Source organism: Variovorax durovernensis (assembly GCF_977011995.1).
On the sequence record NZ_CDRNCW010000002.1, the window covers coordinates 681380 to 695450 of the forward strand.

14 protein-coding genes are annotated in these 14071 nt (G+C 65.1%); 2 read left to right on the forward strand and 12 right to left on the reverse strand.

The features are described from left to right. The 9 genes from ACWV14_RS35210 to ACWV14_RS35250 are packed head-to-tail and all read right to left on the reverse strand — an operon-like array spanning window position 1 to window position 8121. Complete coding sequence (locus ACWV14_RS35210; RefSeq protein ID WP_454908462.1) at window positions 1-1002, reverse strand: fumarylacetoacetate hydrolase family protein; 1002 nt, start codon at window positions 1000-1002, stop codon at window positions 1-3. A gap of 22 nt (window positions 1003-1024) precedes the next feature. Then, complete coding sequence (locus ACWV14_RS35215; RefSeq protein ID WP_454908463.1) at window positions 1025-1603, reverse strand: cupin domain-containing protein; 579 nt, start codon at window positions 1601-1603, stop codon at window positions 1025-1027. 27 nt (window positions 1604-1630) lie between these two features. Beyond that, window positions 1631-2434 (reverse strand): cyclase family protein, encoded by an 804-nt coding sequence (locus tag ACWV14_RS35220; RefSeq protein WP_454908464.1) that lies wholly within the window; start codon window positions 2432-2434, stop codon window positions 1631-1633. Further along, the gene (locus ACWV14_RS35225) at window positions 2431-3585 is read right to left on the reverse strand and encodes an MFS transporter (RefSeq protein WP_454908465.1); all 1155 of its coding nucleotides are present in this window, start codon (window positions 3583-3585) and stop codon (window positions 2431-2433) included. The genes ACWV14_RS35220 and ACWV14_RS35225 overlap by 4 nt, the downstream gene beginning before the upstream one ends. Window positions 3586-3613: 28 nt before the next feature. Beyond that, the gene (locus ACWV14_RS35230; protein ID WP_454908466.1) at window positions 3614-4747 is read right to left on the reverse strand and encodes an FAD-dependent oxidoreductase; all 1134 of its coding nucleotides are present in this window, start codon (window positions 4745-4747) and stop codon (window positions 3614-3616) included. Then, entirely contained in the window at window positions 4744-5097 is a 354-nt protein-coding gene (locus tag ACWV14_RS35235) for a Rieske (2Fe-2S) protein (RefSeq protein ID WP_454908467.1), read from the reverse strand. Before ACWV14_RS35235 ends, ACWV14_RS35230 begins: the two co-directional genes overlap by 4 nt. Before the next feature lie 15 nt (window positions 5098-5112). After that, a complete protein-coding gene (locus ACWV14_RS35240; protein ID WP_454908468.1) occupies window positions 5113-6042 on the reverse strand; it encodes a VOC family protein in 930 nt (309 codons plus the stop codon). 14 nt (window positions 6043-6056) lie between these two features. Continuing rightward, entirely contained in the window at window positions 6057-7214 is a 1158-nt protein-coding gene (locus ACWV14_RS35245; RefSeq protein ID WP_454908469.1) for an alpha/beta hydrolase family protein, read from the reverse strand. Between the two features lie 31 nt (window positions 7215-7245). Next, window positions 7246-8121 carry a SphA family protein gene (locus ACWV14_RS35250; RefSeq protein ID WP_455240235.1) on the reverse strand — a complete coding sequence of 292 codons (876 nt, stop codon included), beginning with the start codon at window positions 8119-8121 and terminating at the stop codon, window positions 7246-7248. A 323-nt stretch (window positions 8122-8444) separates the two neighbouring features. Between ACWV14_RS35250 and ACWV14_RS35255 the strand changes: the two genes are divergently transcribed. Continuing rightward, window positions 8445-9380: a LysR family transcriptional regulator gene (locus ACWV14_RS35255; protein WP_454908471.1), complete on the forward strand. Its 936-nt coding sequence runs from the start codon at window positions 8445-8447 to the stop codon at window positions 9378-9380. Window positions 9381-9393: 13 nt separating this feature from the next. Here ACWV14_RS35255 and ACWV14_RS35260 read toward each other — a convergent pair whose 3' ends face one another. From ACWV14_RS35260 to ACWV14_RS35270, 3 genes are all read right to left on the reverse strand, one after another. Then, on the reverse strand, window positions 9394-11520 hold the full coding sequence (locus ACWV14_RS35260) for a LamG-like jellyroll fold domain-containing protein (RefSeq protein WP_454908472.1): 2127 nt from the start codon (window positions 11518-11520) through the stop codon (window positions 9394-9396). 203 nt (window positions 11521-11723) lie between these two features. Further along, window positions 11724-12155, reverse strand: a complete 432-nt coding sequence (locus ACWV14_RS35265; protein WP_454908473.1) for an antibiotic biosynthesis monooxygenase family protein — start codon at window positions 12153-12155, stop codon at window positions 11724-11726. Further along, window positions 12128-12892 (reverse strand): nuclear transport factor 2 family protein, encoded by a 765-nt coding sequence (locus tag ACWV14_RS35270; protein ID WP_454908474.1) that lies wholly within the window; start codon window positions 12890-12892, stop codon window positions 12128-12130. The genes ACWV14_RS35265 and ACWV14_RS35270 overlap by 28 nt, the downstream gene beginning before the upstream one ends. A 276-nt stretch (window positions 12893-13168) precedes the next feature. On the opposite strand from ACWV14_RS35270, the gene ACWV14_RS35275 reads away from it, so the two are divergent. After that, entirely contained in the window at window positions 13169-14053 is an 885-nt protein-coding gene (locus ACWV14_RS35275; protein ID WP_454908475.1) for a helix-turn-helix domain-containing protein, read from the forward strand. The last annotated feature ends 18 nt before the right edge of the window (window positions 14054-14071 follow it).

Below are 14071 nucleotides of genomic sequence, written 5' to 3' on the forward strand. Positions count from 1 at the left end.
TCAAGGGGTCACCTTGGGCAATGGCGCCTGCACCACGCGCTGTTGGATGACGCCGAACGGTCCATCCCGCCCATCGTCGTATCTGGCATGCAAGCGCACCCAGTCACCGAATCGCATGAAGCCCGTGCGGATTTCTCCCGCATCGATCTTTTCGATCACGCGACGCTCGGCGATGCAGGCAGAGCCGACCGCCCTTGCCCTGTTCGAGACGGTGCCCGAGCCGATGATGGTGCCTGCCGTCAAGCATCGTGTGCGCGCGGCATGTGCAATGAGCTGGCCGAAAGAGAAGCCCATCTCGCCGCCATGCGGCTCGCCAAAGCGTTCCCCGTTCCACTGCGCGTGCAGCCGCATCTGCACGCGCCCATCGCGCCAGGCATCACCCAGCTCGTTCGGCGTGACGGCAATGGGCGCGAACGAGGTAGAGGGTTTGGCCTGCAGGAAGCCAAAGCCGGTTTGCATCTCGTGAGGCCCTAGTGCCCGCAGGCTCCAATCATTGATTTGCACCACGAGGCGCACGGCTTCCAGCCCCTGCTCGGGCGTGGCAGCCATCGGCACAGGCCCCAGCACGACGCCGAACTCACCCTCGAAGTCGATGCCGTCGGCCTCGCTAGGCAGCGGCACGTCCTGATACGGGCCCAGGAAATCGTCGCTCGCGCCCTGGTACATCACCGGCACGGTGTCGAACTGAGGAATCGGTGGGGTGTTGAAGGCTTGCTCCATCAACCGCCCGTGGTTCAAGAAGGCCGAACCATCCAGCCATTGGGGGCTGCGCGGCAGCGGGGCCGTGCAGGCATGGGGATCGAAGAGCGTTGCGCCCTCGGCGTCACCTGCATTCAGCGCGCGGTACAGCTTTTCCAACGGCTCGCATACGGAGTCCCAGCGGCGCAAGGCGTCAGCCAGGCTGCGCGAGATGTGAGGAACGGGCAATGCGTACCGGGTATCGCGCGAAACGATCACGAGAGCGCCGTCCAGCGTTCCGTCATTGAGGGTGGCGAATTTCATTCTTCAGGTCTCCGGGACAGGTTCAACGCTCGGCAAGCGCGGAGGCGATCGACGGCTCGTAGACGCCGTCGATCAGCACGAACAACATGCGGCAGGGCTTGCCCGAACGGTTCGCCCAGGCGTGGTTGGTGCCGCGTTGCACCACCACGCTGCCGGGCTTGAGGAGCACCTCGCCCCGGTCGAGCACCAGCGTCAGTTCGCCTTCGATCACGATGCCGTAATCCACGGACTCCGTGCGGTGCATCAGCGGGTGGGGCGAGTCGGCTCGCACGGTGGATGCCTCCGCGTCGCCAATCTGGCTGAATGCGTCGTGCATCTTCGCGGCACCGTGTGCCAGGAATTCGGCGGTGTCGGGTGGAATGTCCACGAAGCGGATGCGCGTGCCTTGTGGGGGCGGAGGCAGCATCAGCGCGCCCAGTGAGGGGTCGGCACCGTTGTCCACGGGCGCGGGGCTGCCGTCGGTGCTCCAGACCTCGTGGAATACCGTGCCGGGAATGGCAGTGACCTCAATGACGCTGGGCAGCGGGCCGTCGCTGCTCACGATGGCGCGGCCTTGCGCGTCATGGCCGGTCACGACGCGGCGGATGGAAGGGAAAGACATGGAATCCTTGCGAGATATCGAATCGGTTCAAGCGTTGTCGTCGAAGATCGCCACGGCCCTTGTCCAGCCTGCGCTGGCGCCGCGGATCTTGTGCGGGAAGCAACTGATGGTGAAGCCGTGGGCCGGCAGAGCTTCGAGGTTGTGCAGCTTCTCCAGATGGCAGTAGCCGATGTCTCGGCCTGCCTTGTGGCCTTCCCAGATCAGTGCCTTGTTGCCGGTTTCGGCCACCCTCTGCGCGGTGTACGAAAACGGCGCGTCCCAGCTCCATGCGTCGGTGCCGGTCAGACGCACTCCGCGCTCCAGAAGGTACATGGTGGCTTCGTAGCCCATTCCACAGCCTGCGCCCAGGTAGTCGGCATGGCCGTAGCGTTCGCCCGCGCGGGTATTGACGACCACGATGTCCAGCGGCTCCAGCGTATGCCCGATGCGCGCAAGCTCGGCCTGCACGTCAGCGGCCGTGGCCACGTAGCCGTCCGCAAAGTGGCGAAAGTCCAGCTTCACGCCACGCTGGAAGCACCACTCCAGCGGCACCTGATCGATGGTGATCGAAGGCCGCGCGCCGCCGTTCTTGGCGTCCTGCGTGGAATGGAAATGCCAGGGAGCGTCCAGATGGGTGCCGTTGTGCGTGGTCAGCGTGACCCACTCGGCGGCAGCGGCTTCGCCGTCCGGGTAGTCCTGCGGCTGCGTGCCCGGCAGCATGGCCATGAACTCCGGCAAGGTGTCGGCGTGCTTCTGGTAGGTGATCCTGGGCGCCAGCGGCGGCGGATCGGAAAGCACGTCGTTTTCCAGATAGATCGACAGGTCGACGAAACGATACTTGGGTTTGTTCATGCGAGGGTCTCCTTTCGCTGGATGGCGACCTGGCCGGGAATGCGCGAGAAGCACAGCACCGCGATGGCGCCGATGGCCAACGCCACCGGCCCCAGGCTGGCGTAGCCCCAGGTCTTGACCAGCGTGCCGCCCAGCAGCGGGCCAATGGCGGCGCCGGTCATCAGCATGGCGGGGGTGGCCGCCATGGCGCGACCGCTGCGATCCAGCCGGGCCAGCAGGCCGAAGGCGAAGGTGTGCGTGAAGATCATCACGGCGGCGAACACCGAGGCTGCCGCGGCATAAGGCGCGAACTGCGGCGAGGACATGATCACCACCACCAGCAAGGCTTGAATCACCGGGCCGACCAGCAGCACGCTCTTGGCGGGAAAGCGCTTTTGCAGCAGTGCGGCCAGCGGTGCCGGCGCCAGGTTGACGACGCCCAGCGCGATCAGCACGCCGGTGACGGCCTCCGCGCCGAAGCCCCGGTCTCTGCCCGCGCGTTCCAGGAAGCTGAAGGTCATCGATTGCACCAGGCCCATGCAGGCGATGCCCACGATGCCACACCAGACTGCCCGCGGGATGGGCTGCCTGGGCGCGTTCGGCTGATGTGCTTCATCCGCGTCGGGCTGCGGAAAGGCCAGCGCACATGCGACGGCGCCCAGCGCCATCACTCCTGCGAAGACCTGGAACAACGCTGCGCCGCCCAGCTTGGCCACGAGCTGCGGCGTGCCCCCGAGGAACACGATGGCAAACACTCCCAGCGCCATGCCGACGATGGCGAACATCCGGTGCGGGTTGGCGGTGCGCGCGATGGTGCCGTGCGTGGCGCTCAGGGCCGCACCTGTCGCCACGCCGCAGAATGCATGCAGCATGGCCAGCATGCCGAAGTCGGTGGTGAAGCACGCCACGCCAAAGAGCACGGCGGCAACGGCGAAGCCCAGCGCGGCCTCCAGCCTGGCCGTGTCCGGGTTGAAGCGCGGGGCCAACCCAGCGCTGGCCAGCACCGCGCCGCCCAGAAACAACGAGGCCAGCAGACCCGCCTGCTGCGAGTCCAGGTGGTATTGCGCGACCAGCGTGCCGACCCAGACGGGCAGAGCCACCAGGTCGATCATGCCGGCGCAGTGCGCCACCATCAGCGCGATGCGTCCGCGCTTGGAGTTTGTCGTGATCATTTTTTGTCTCCTGCCGTTTGCCTTGGCTTCAAATGGGCCGGGCCAGCGCGGTGAGCGACTCGCGCATGATGCGGGCGTGCTCCTCCTTGTCGCCGCCTTCGATCTCGATGTCGCCCAGGCGCGCCGAGTTCTCGACCACCATGCGGCAGCGCTCCCAGCGGCGTGCCTCGAAGGCGGCCAGCGCAGCGGCCACGTTGTTGTCTTCGCGCTCCAGTTCTTCCGCCAGCACCAGCGCATCCTCGATGCCGATGCACGCGCCGGAGGCAAGGTGCGGCGTGGTGGCGTGCACCGTGTCGCCGATCAGCACGACGCGCCCCTGCGACCAGGGGCGCGGCAGCAACAGGCCCTCCAGCGGGCGGAAGATGATCTGAGACCGCTCGTCGAGCTGCGCGCGAATGGCCTGCAGCTCGGCGGCAGGGAAATCGGCCAGCAGAGCACGCAGGTGCTCGACGAAGGTGGCCGGATCCACGCGTTCGTTGAGGGGGCGCGGCTCGGTCACGAACAGGTACATCTCGGTCTTCGAAACCGGGTTCACGCCGGGCTTGATGCGCGGCCCCAGCCACATGACCGCCGTCTCGATCTCTGGTGGGCGCGGCAGCACCGCGCGCCACACGGCCTGCCCGCTGTAACGCGGCGCGGGGGCGTCCGGAAAGAGCGCGGCGCGCACATTGGAGTACAGGCCATCCGCGCCGATGACCAGGTCGTAGCGGCCGCGCCGGCCATCGGTGAAATGGACATCCACGCCCTCGCTGTCCTGCTGGAGCGTGCTGAAGGTGCACCCCAGGTACACATTGGCGCCGGATGCGCGGGTGGCGTCGGCAAGGATGCGCGCCAGCACGGGCCGCAAGATGGCGCCGCCCCCGGGCACGTCGGGACCGGCGATGCGCGGCGTCGGAATCTCGCTCACCTGCACGCCGTGCGGCAGGCACAGGCGTACGCCATCGGTCGCGCTGCCCTCGCGCAGGAAGGCTTCCAGGACGCCCAACTGGCGCAAGGCGCGCAGGGTGGCTCCGCCCAGGCTGATGCCTGCGCCATAGTTGCGCCAGCTGGGGTCGAGTTCCACCAGGTCGACCTCTGCGCCGCGCCGGCGCAGGTCTATGGCGGCCGACATGCCCGAAAAGCCGCCGCCGATGATGAGGATGCGCCGAGCCGCGAGTGTCATGTGAGTGTCTCCTTTGAATTGTTTTGGGTGGCCAGATGAAGGCCGCCGTCGGAATGAATGTGCAGTGGCACGGGCGTCAGCGCATCGCCCAGGCAGGGCCCGAGCGTGCAGATGCCGGTGAGCGGGTCGAACAGCGCGCCATGCGCCGCGCAGACCACGTGTTCGCCCGAAGGGTCGAGATAGGCGTCCTTGCGCCAGGGCAGCGGAGTGCCGTGATGCGGACAAGCGTCCTGCCATGCCCGGACCTGCGCGCCGCGCCGCACCACGAAGACGGTGACATGGCCTGCCGCGTGAGGGTCGAAACCACGCGCACCGCCGTCAGGCACGTCGAACAGATGGCACAGCCGCATGGCGCGCCACCTCGCTCAACGCGGTGCGCCCGGCGGAGGCGGCCCGCTGGGGGCCCACTTCTCGCGGTACTGGAACAGGAAGAGTTGCGAGGCATCGGCGCTCATGGGCGCTTCGCGCGCGCCCCAGGCGTCGTCATGCACGTCCATGTCGGCGTCGTACTCCACGTGGCAGCCCAACGGCGAATTGAAGTACCAGAACCAGTTGCTGCCGAAGCGGTGGCGCCCGGGCCCCCAGAAGCTCTGGTAGCCCTTTTCCACGAAGCGCGAGCCGGCCAGCAGAACCTCCGTCGGGCCGCCCATGTGGAAGGTGAAGTGCTCGCAGCCCTTCATGAATGGCGGCGTCTGGATCATGAACAGCGTGTGGTGGTCCTGTGTCCCGGCCGGACGCAGGAACGGTCCGACGCCGCTGAAGCGATCCGTGCAGACGAAGCCCAGGCGCTGGTAGAACGCCTCGGCCTTGGCCGCGTCGGGCACGAAGTACACGACGTGCGACAGCGAGCGAGGCAGCGCCGGCATGTCGGGCGGCAGGCCCAGTTCATTCACGCCGCGCTGCGCCGCGCCCCCCGGCGCGTTGATGCGCTCGGGTGCTAGATCCAGCGGCCTGCGCACCGTGACCTGAAAGGCCAGCGCGAAGCCCATGTCGTCGGTGCTGCGCAGCACGCCGTCCTGGCGCGTCACTTCGCGGTCGCGCCGCAGTTCGGTTTCGATCGCGTCGAGCGTGTGCGCGTCGGCGACACCGTAGACCGTTTCGCGCAACAGGCTGGCAGTGCCCATCGGCGCGGGCAGCACGGGGTCGTCTTTCGCGCGCAGCACGACGGCCGTGCCGTCCAGCGCTTCGAAGCGTCCGTTGCCTACGTCCTTCAGGCCATAGTCGATCAGGTACTGGCTGCAGCCCGGCAGATCGTCCACGCCGAAGACCAGCGCATCGGGTCCGATGATGTTCATGGAGGAGGCTCTTTTCATGCGGTGTGGCCACCGAGCGTCTCGGCCACCCAGTCGGCGATGTAGTGGCCGGGGTTGATGGAGTTGTCGAAGCTGGCGTGCTGCGCGCCGCCTTCGCGGTCGGTAAAAATCTTCAGCTCGCGCTTTGGACTGTGGATGAGCTGCTCGTAGGTGCGGTGCGCCCACTTGAGCGGAATCTGCGAATCCTTCTCGCCGTGCGTGACGAGGAAGGGCACGCGGATCTTCTCGACCACGCCGTCCAGATGCACGTCTTCGGCAATGCGCATGAAGTCGTCGACGTCCTTCGCGCCCCAGACCCAGCACACGTGCTGCCAGTAGTGCGGGACGGGGAAGTCGCCTTCCTTTTCCAGCCGGCGCTTCTGCACATCGCGCCAGTCGTGGTTGGCCCCCCAGGCCACGCCGCAGGCAAAGCGCGGCTCCATGGCCACGGCGCGCGGGCAGTAGTAGCCCCCGAGCGAAACGCCCTCGCAGCCGATGCGCCCAGGGTCCACGTCCTCGCGCGTTTCCAGCCAATCCACCACGCGGCTGGCCCAGTGTTCGGCGTCGTAGCGCGCCGTCATGCCGTGCAGGCGCAGGGCCTCGCCGGTGCCCGGCTGGTCGATCACCAACGACGATACACCGCGCTCTGCCAGCCAGTCAGGCAGGCCGACGAGGTACTTCATCTCTTTCGTCGAATCCAGCCCGTTGAGCTGAACGAGGATGGGCGCGCGCCCTTGCACGCCCTTGGCACGCACCATCAGGCCGGAGATGACCTTGCCCTCGTACGGAATCTCCACGCGCTCGCAGTTGTCCCTGGCCAATGCGATGCCGCGCGCGAAAACTTCCAGAACGCGCCGGTACAGCTCGATCCGGCCTGGCGCGCCATGCGCCTGCAGGCGCTCGCAGGTCAGCAGATAGCTGGCTGCGCGCTTGTACTTCTCTCCGGCGGAGAGCTTGCGGCCAAGCGCCTCGTCCTCTTCGGCCAAGGTACACAGCTTGTCCGCCATGTTCGACCAGGTGGCGCGGAAGGCTTGCGTGCCTGCCGCATCGGGTTGCCTGGCGGCTTCCTGCAAGGGCGCGCACATGGTTTCGATTTCGCCGATGCGCGCCCCCATCTCGATGGCCAGGTCGACGGAGAGATTCCAGACGTAGTTCGTCGGGAAGTAACGGAACATACAAGTTCCTCCTTTTACGGTAGTTGATTCTTCAGAGCCCTTGCTTCACCCACAAGGGGATGGCGACGTTGACCCAGAGTGCATTGCTCTTGGCCGTGTTGACTGCGTAGGTGCCTTGCTGGTAATTGACGTTGATGCTGAAGGGGCCGGCGTTGTAGGCAATGGACGGCCCGACGGTGAAACTTCGCGTCCGGTTGCCCACGACCACCGCGCCGTTCTGCCTGTCATCGCGGAATTGATTCAGGTATCCCCCCACCAAGCCCACCTTCCACTTGCCGAAGTTCCATCCCGCGGTGAAATCGGCGGCATAGGCACTGCCGGACCGGTAGTCCGTATCGCCGTTCTTCTGGTTGAACATGAAGCGGTTGGAAACCCCCACGTCAAGGCCGGCGGGATCGTTGTAGCGATATGCGAGGACAGGCTGCCACGAGGTGTAGCCCAGCGCCACGCTGGTCCTGTTGGGGTTGTAGGAGCCCGTAGGCAGGGAAATATCCAGGCCCGCGGTGATGTTCGAGTACTGTGACAAGCCCCATCGCAGCATGACTGGCGTCACCGTGATGTTGGACAGGCCCCGATGGGTCTCGCCGTGCCCCTGAACGTCCGTGTGCAGCGATACGGCCGGAAGGACAAGCTGCGAGTACACATTGGCACCCAGCAAAGTGGTGGGGTACGCGGCCAGCAGGCGCGTGGTGGCCGAGTACACAGACGACTTGAATGCAATCGGCAGCTTCTTGCCGTTGCGGTCGTACAGGCCATTGGACGAGCTGTAGTTGAACTGCTCCACCGCAAACAACCCGGGAATGGGCGGCAGCGCCGCGATGAACTCGCCGGTCGACCCCACGGGGAAAGGCGAAACCCCGCCTTCGAACGCACAAGCGCTTTGCGGACCCAGGACGGCGAACGTCATGCAACCCGCTGCAGCCAGCGTAAATCTCTTGCTCACTTTTGTCTCCTAGTCTTCTGTTTTGCCTGGTCATCTGTCTGATGCCCATTGGCTCTTCATGGCTGGAACAACGTCACGTGTTCCACCCACCGCATCCCCTGTGGCCCTATCAATGCGGCCGTGTACCGGGAACAGGCGGCAGATTAAGATTCGACGATCTATTGATCAAATGGATTGTTTTGATTCCTGCTATGGATCGTGCGAATACATGGGCCGGAGGTCGCAGGTGTGACACGGGTCACCAGGCCGGAGATGACCTGGAAGGAAAAAACTGATGGAAGACGGCAATGCGTTTCAACAAGCTTGACCTCAACCTGCTCGTCGCGCTGGATGCGTTGCTGACGGAACTCAACATCAGCCGGGCGGCGGAAAAAACGCACCTGAGCCAATCGGCCATGAGCAATGCGCTGGGGCGGCTGCGTGAATACTTCGACGACGAACTGCTGGTCCAGGTCGGGCGGCGCATGGAACCCACCCCGCGCGCCGAGGTGCTCAAGGACGCGGTGCACGATGTGCTGCGCCGCATCGAAGGCTCCATTGCAGCCAAGCCGGAGTTCGCTCCAGCCACCTCGCAGCGCGAGTTCCGCATTTCGGTCTCGGACTTCACGCTGGCTACGCTGATGCCCCATGTGCTGGCGCGTGCCTACGCACAGGGGCCAGGCATCCGCTTTGCCTTGCTGCCGCAGGTGCAGAGCCCGACCCGCGCACTCGACCGTGCAGAGGTCGATCTGCTGGTGCTGCCAAAAGAGTTCTGCACGCCGGACCACCCATCCGACGAGTTGCTCCAGGAGCGGCACCTGTGCGCGCTATGGCGCGACAGCCCGCTTGCGCAGGGAGAGTTGACGCTTGAGCGTTACATGGACGCCGGCCATATCGTCATGGTGCCCGCCGGGGCCAATGCCTCGTCCGTGGAGGCGTGGATGGCGAACCGTCTTGGTTTTACGCGACGGGTGGAAGTTACCAGCTTCAGTTTTGCTTCCACCCTGGCTCTGGTGCTGGGGACAGACCGGATTGCGACTGTGCACAACCGGCTGGCTCAACTGGCGGTGCGCCACCTTCCGATCGTCTTGCGCGAAAGTCCGCTTCCCCTGAGCGAGATGCACCAGATGATGCAGTGGCATCGCTACCGCACACGCGACCCCGGAATACAGTGGCTGCTGCAGGTTTTCCATGCAGCCGTGCAGGACATGGACGCGCCCGACTCTCTGCTGCACCGGGTTTGAAGCCGGTGTCGGCTCAACCCTGCGCCAGCGCGGCGATCTCCGTCGCGCCGAGTGCGCCGCCGTAGAGGCGGAAATCGTCCACGCGCCCCTGCAGATCGGGATCATTGGAAAACTGCGAACGGCCGAGCCAGTTCTGCGTCGTCTCCCCGATGTGGAAGGGCGCGAGCGTCATCTGGGCATTGGTGCCGGCAACGACGCCGTCCACGTACAGCGTGCCGATCGTGTCCGACAAGGTCACGGCAACATGCACCCAGCGGCCGGTGGCAAGCTCCGCGGTGCCATCGATCACCTGTTCGTTGTAGCCATGCACCGTGGATATTGCATAGCGGACTGCACCGGCATTGCTGCGCGGCGTGAGCATCATGTAGCGGCGCTCACCGGAGCCGAAGTCGAAGAGGCGCGACCATGTAGCGGCGCTGTCCAGCAGCACGCGGATCGACACCGTGAAGTCGGCGGCGTTCTTCGCCAGGCCGGTTGGAAGACTGACGGGAGCGCGCGCGCCGCCGTCGGGCTTCCACTGCAGCAACAGTTCGGGCTGCATGGCCACCCGCTCTTCGTTGGACGCAGCGCTGTCGCCCGAGGCGACGGCGGCAACGATCACGTAGTAGTACACGCCCGTGGCGCTGACGGCGGTATCGGCGAAGGTGAGCACGTCTGTGATACCCGAGGCGATCGTGTTGTAAGGGCCGCCTGCCTGCTCGGCGCGCCGCACCGAGTAGCTCGACGCACCGGTGCAACCCCACCACGACAGCACCACCTGTGCGCCGCGCAGCCGTGCCGTCAGGCCGCTCGGATGCACTGGTGACGGCAGCGGGTCGCGCGTGAAGGTCAGCGTCCCGAAACCCAGTTGATCGCCGTTGCCGCCATCCGACTCGGGATACATCTGCGCGACCTGCAGTTCGGTGTAAGGCGTGGCGACGCCCAGACGGTTGGCGTAGTGGTTGTGCACGCTCTCCCAGACGGGGCGGCGGCTCCCCTGGCTTCCCGTCGACAGAACCGACTGCGTGCCCTGCTTGTTGACATTGGTGAAGAAGGGCACCTTGTAGAAGGCGCCGGAGCCATCGAGCAGATTGGACTTCGCCACGTACTCGGCGCCGGCCAGGAAACGGTTGTTTTCGTAGCCGTAGATGTCGTCGCCCTGGTTCCACGCCATTTCGCAGAACGCGCCCGCAAGGCCGATGCCCAGCGTGCTGTGCCCCTGGTCGCGTCCGCTCTCCTGCCATTGGCCCAGGTAGCCCGGATGCACGTGATACACCGCCTGCAGCCCGGCGCCGTTGCCCTGGCCGGTCTTGTAGTAGGCGACGGCTTCGTCGTAGATGTCCAGCCGGTCGCACAGCACGCCGATAGCCAGCATCGATGCCATCGTGCATTGGTCCCAGTTGGCCCAGTAGTTGGTGATTTCCGCGCCGTTGTGCGCCGTAAGAAAGCTGTGATTGAGCGGATAGAACACGGTCAGCATCATGTTCTGGAAGCGCGCAAAGTCACTCGCCGCCCAACCCGGGTAGGAGCGCATGATCTCGGCCGCATTCGCGAACTGGTAGCCGTAGATGCCCGCGGCGAGGAAGCGGTCGGCATTGCCCTGGATGGACGTCAGGGTGGAAGACCAGGCGTTCAGGAAGACCACGGCCAGATCGGCATAGCGCGTGTCTTGCGACACTTTCCAGCGCAGTGCGAGTTGGTAAGCGCGTGCGATGTCGATGTACATCTGCGCGAAGTTCTGGTCGTCGCCGCCGCGGATCACGGTGGCCAGCGGGCGCGGCTGCGCACCCAGTTGCGCGCGGCCGTTGCTTGTCAATGCGTTCCAGCCGTCGAGCCAAGGTTGCGCCTTGTCATTGACCTTCTGGCGCATGCGCTCGAAGTCGCTTTCGGTGTGAAGAAGGCCGGGGTGGACGAACTCGCGTGCCTGGGGAGCCGGAGCCGCCGCGGGCGCGACGGCAGGTTCGCTGGAAGGATCGACTGCCGCAAGCGGTGCTGCATCGGTTGCCGCGGTCCCCGCAGCGGTGCTCCCGCCGAAGAAGCTACCGCCTCCGCCTCCGCCTCCACCTCCGCACGCCGTTGTGCCCAGAGTGACAAGGCCGATCGCGCCGACGCAAAAAAAGCGGCGATCCAGAGTAATTTTGTTTTCGTTGTCCGAATGCATTACCGAGCGGTGTAGTTGAAGTCAACCACGGGACTGCAACATGCATGCCGATCATGCGCACGGATCGCTCGCGCAGATCGATAAGTCGAAACCATTCGCGGACCGCCTTGTACAGGGCGAAGGATGCATTCCGCTTGACGTTTTATGGCACATGGCGCTTTCGAAAGACCATGAAATGTCATCCGGCACCGAGCCCGTGCCCTTCAATGCTCGTAGCGCTTCATCGACATGGTCGGGGCCTCGATCTTCGACATGAAGCTTGCAGCCGCAGGAGCCTTCTCGAAGCTTGCCATCGACGCGTCGGCGTCTTTCTTCGAGCGCCAATGCACGATCACGAGCCATTCCCCGCCCTCGCCCGCCGCGCTCTCGCGCGACACGAAGCCCGGTTGCCTGGAGACGTGCTGCTTCTCCACTTCCTTGTCCACGGTCCGGAATTCGGCCGCGCTCACTCCTGGCTTCAGTTTGAAGGTGACCACCTCGATCACTTTGGCCGGGGCACCCGCCGCCGCGGCTCCGCTTGCCTGCATCGCAAGGACACCGGCCGATGCGGCGGCCAGCAACAGTCTGGATATCGCTTTCATATGAATCTTCTCCTTCGCTCGGTCGCTCAGAACTTGCCGTTGGGGTTCTTCCACTCTGCGCGCGTCGGAATGGCCTCGATCGTGTCCCAGTGCTCGGCGATCTTGCCGTTCTGAACGCGGAACAGGTCGTAGAAGGCAACATGCTTGCCGCCGAACTGACCTTCGCTCGCGGTGAGCACGAAGTTGCCCTCGCCAAGCACCTTGTGCACCTGGTCGTACTTCATGGTGAGACCGGCCTTGGCCATTGCCTCCAGAGCCTTGCCCAGTCCCGAGAGTCCATCGGCAATCTGCGGGTTGTGCTGTGCGTAGTTGTCGCCGTCGTAGTAGCCGGCCAGCTTGTCCATGCGGCCGTTGACCAGGATGTCGTCGACGAACGAGGCGACCAGCTTCTTGTTGGCCTCGGTCTTGTCCAGGTCCACAGCCTCCGTCGGGCCGTCGGTCATCGTGTGGCCGCTCGGGTTCGGCGACTTCGCCGTCTCCTGCAGGTTGTCCCAGTGCTCGACGATCTTGCCGGCTTCGAAGCGGAAGACGTCGAAGCCGATCTTCGGGCCGAAGAAGTTGTAGTCGGTGTGGGTGAACACGTAGTCGCCATCCTGGAACACGCGAACGGTGTTGACCTTCGCGGAACCCTTGGGCAGTTGCTGCAGCAATGCGCCGAAGCCGGCCAGGCCGTCGGCCGCGCCGAGGTTGTGCTGGATGTACTTGTCCGGATTGATGACGGCAACGGGTCCGGCCTCACCGGTTTCGATGGCCTTGAGCAAGGCGACGACTTGCTGCTTTTTCTGTGTCATGGTGGCTTTCTCCTTGGATGCGTGGGTGGAAGGGGCGCTGGCGCATGCAGTCAGGCCTGCTGTGGCCAATGCGAGGGCCGCGAAGCGGAAGGGGCGTGGTAACTTCATGGTCATTTCTTTCATGGGTGAAGCTCAACCAATCAGATTGCAGGTGTGTCTTGCGTCAATCTCATGAGGGAATTCTGGATTCCTGAGGCTCACGGGAAAAGGTCTGTTCACGTCATTCGATGGTTGAAACTGGGAATGTCGGCGGTGGTGGCCGCTAGACTCGCATCCATGAAACGCCCCCAGGCCCAGCTCGAAGAAGTTCGTTTCCACAACCCGAGGCTCGCGAAGGTGGGCGTGGATGCATTCACGCTCGAAGACCTCCGGCAGCGCACGACTCCCCGGCAAATGTCTGCACCGCAGCGCGTGGACTTCCATCACCTGCTGCTCGTACAGGAAGGCAGCACCAGGCACATGGTGGATTTCGTGGAGCACGCGCTCCATCCCGGCTCGGTGCTGCTGGTGAGGCCCGGCCAGGTGCAGCAATGGCACATGCGCAAAGGCCTCCATGGCCAGCTGGCCCTCATTTCGAACGAGGCGCTGGCGCCTTCCGCCGGACGCCCGGAAACGGACATGCGGCTTCTCGCCCTGCTCGACTGGCCGGCCGTCTCCATGCCGAGCCAGGGCCTCTTCATGGAGGCGCTGGCCGACATCAGCCGGCTTTCCGCGGACGTCCAGCGCTTCGTTGGAACGGACCTCGAGGCGGCCATCATCAGGCACGAGCTCCTGACCCTGCTGCTGCGGCTCGCGCGCGAACTGCGGGGCACGCTTCCGGCTCCGGGAGCGACACGCGAGGCGCAGATCCACGCGCTGTTCGCCCGGGAGCTCGAATCGAACTACGCCGGACGCATGAGCGTGCTGGACTATGCCCGGCGCATAGGCTTCTCCGAGAGCACCGTCTCCCGCGCATGCCTTGCTGCTGTCGGCCGCACCGCGAAGCAGGAGATCGACACCCGTGTGGCCCTGGAAGCGAAGCGCCTGCTGGTACACAGCGACGCGACTGCCGCGCAGATCGGACACCGGCTCGGTTTCACCGAGCCGACCAACTTCCTCAAGTTCTTCAAGCGGACGGTGGGCTGCACGCCGCTCGAGTTCCGCGAGGCGCATGCAGCCTGAGGTCGGCAAACCCCGAGG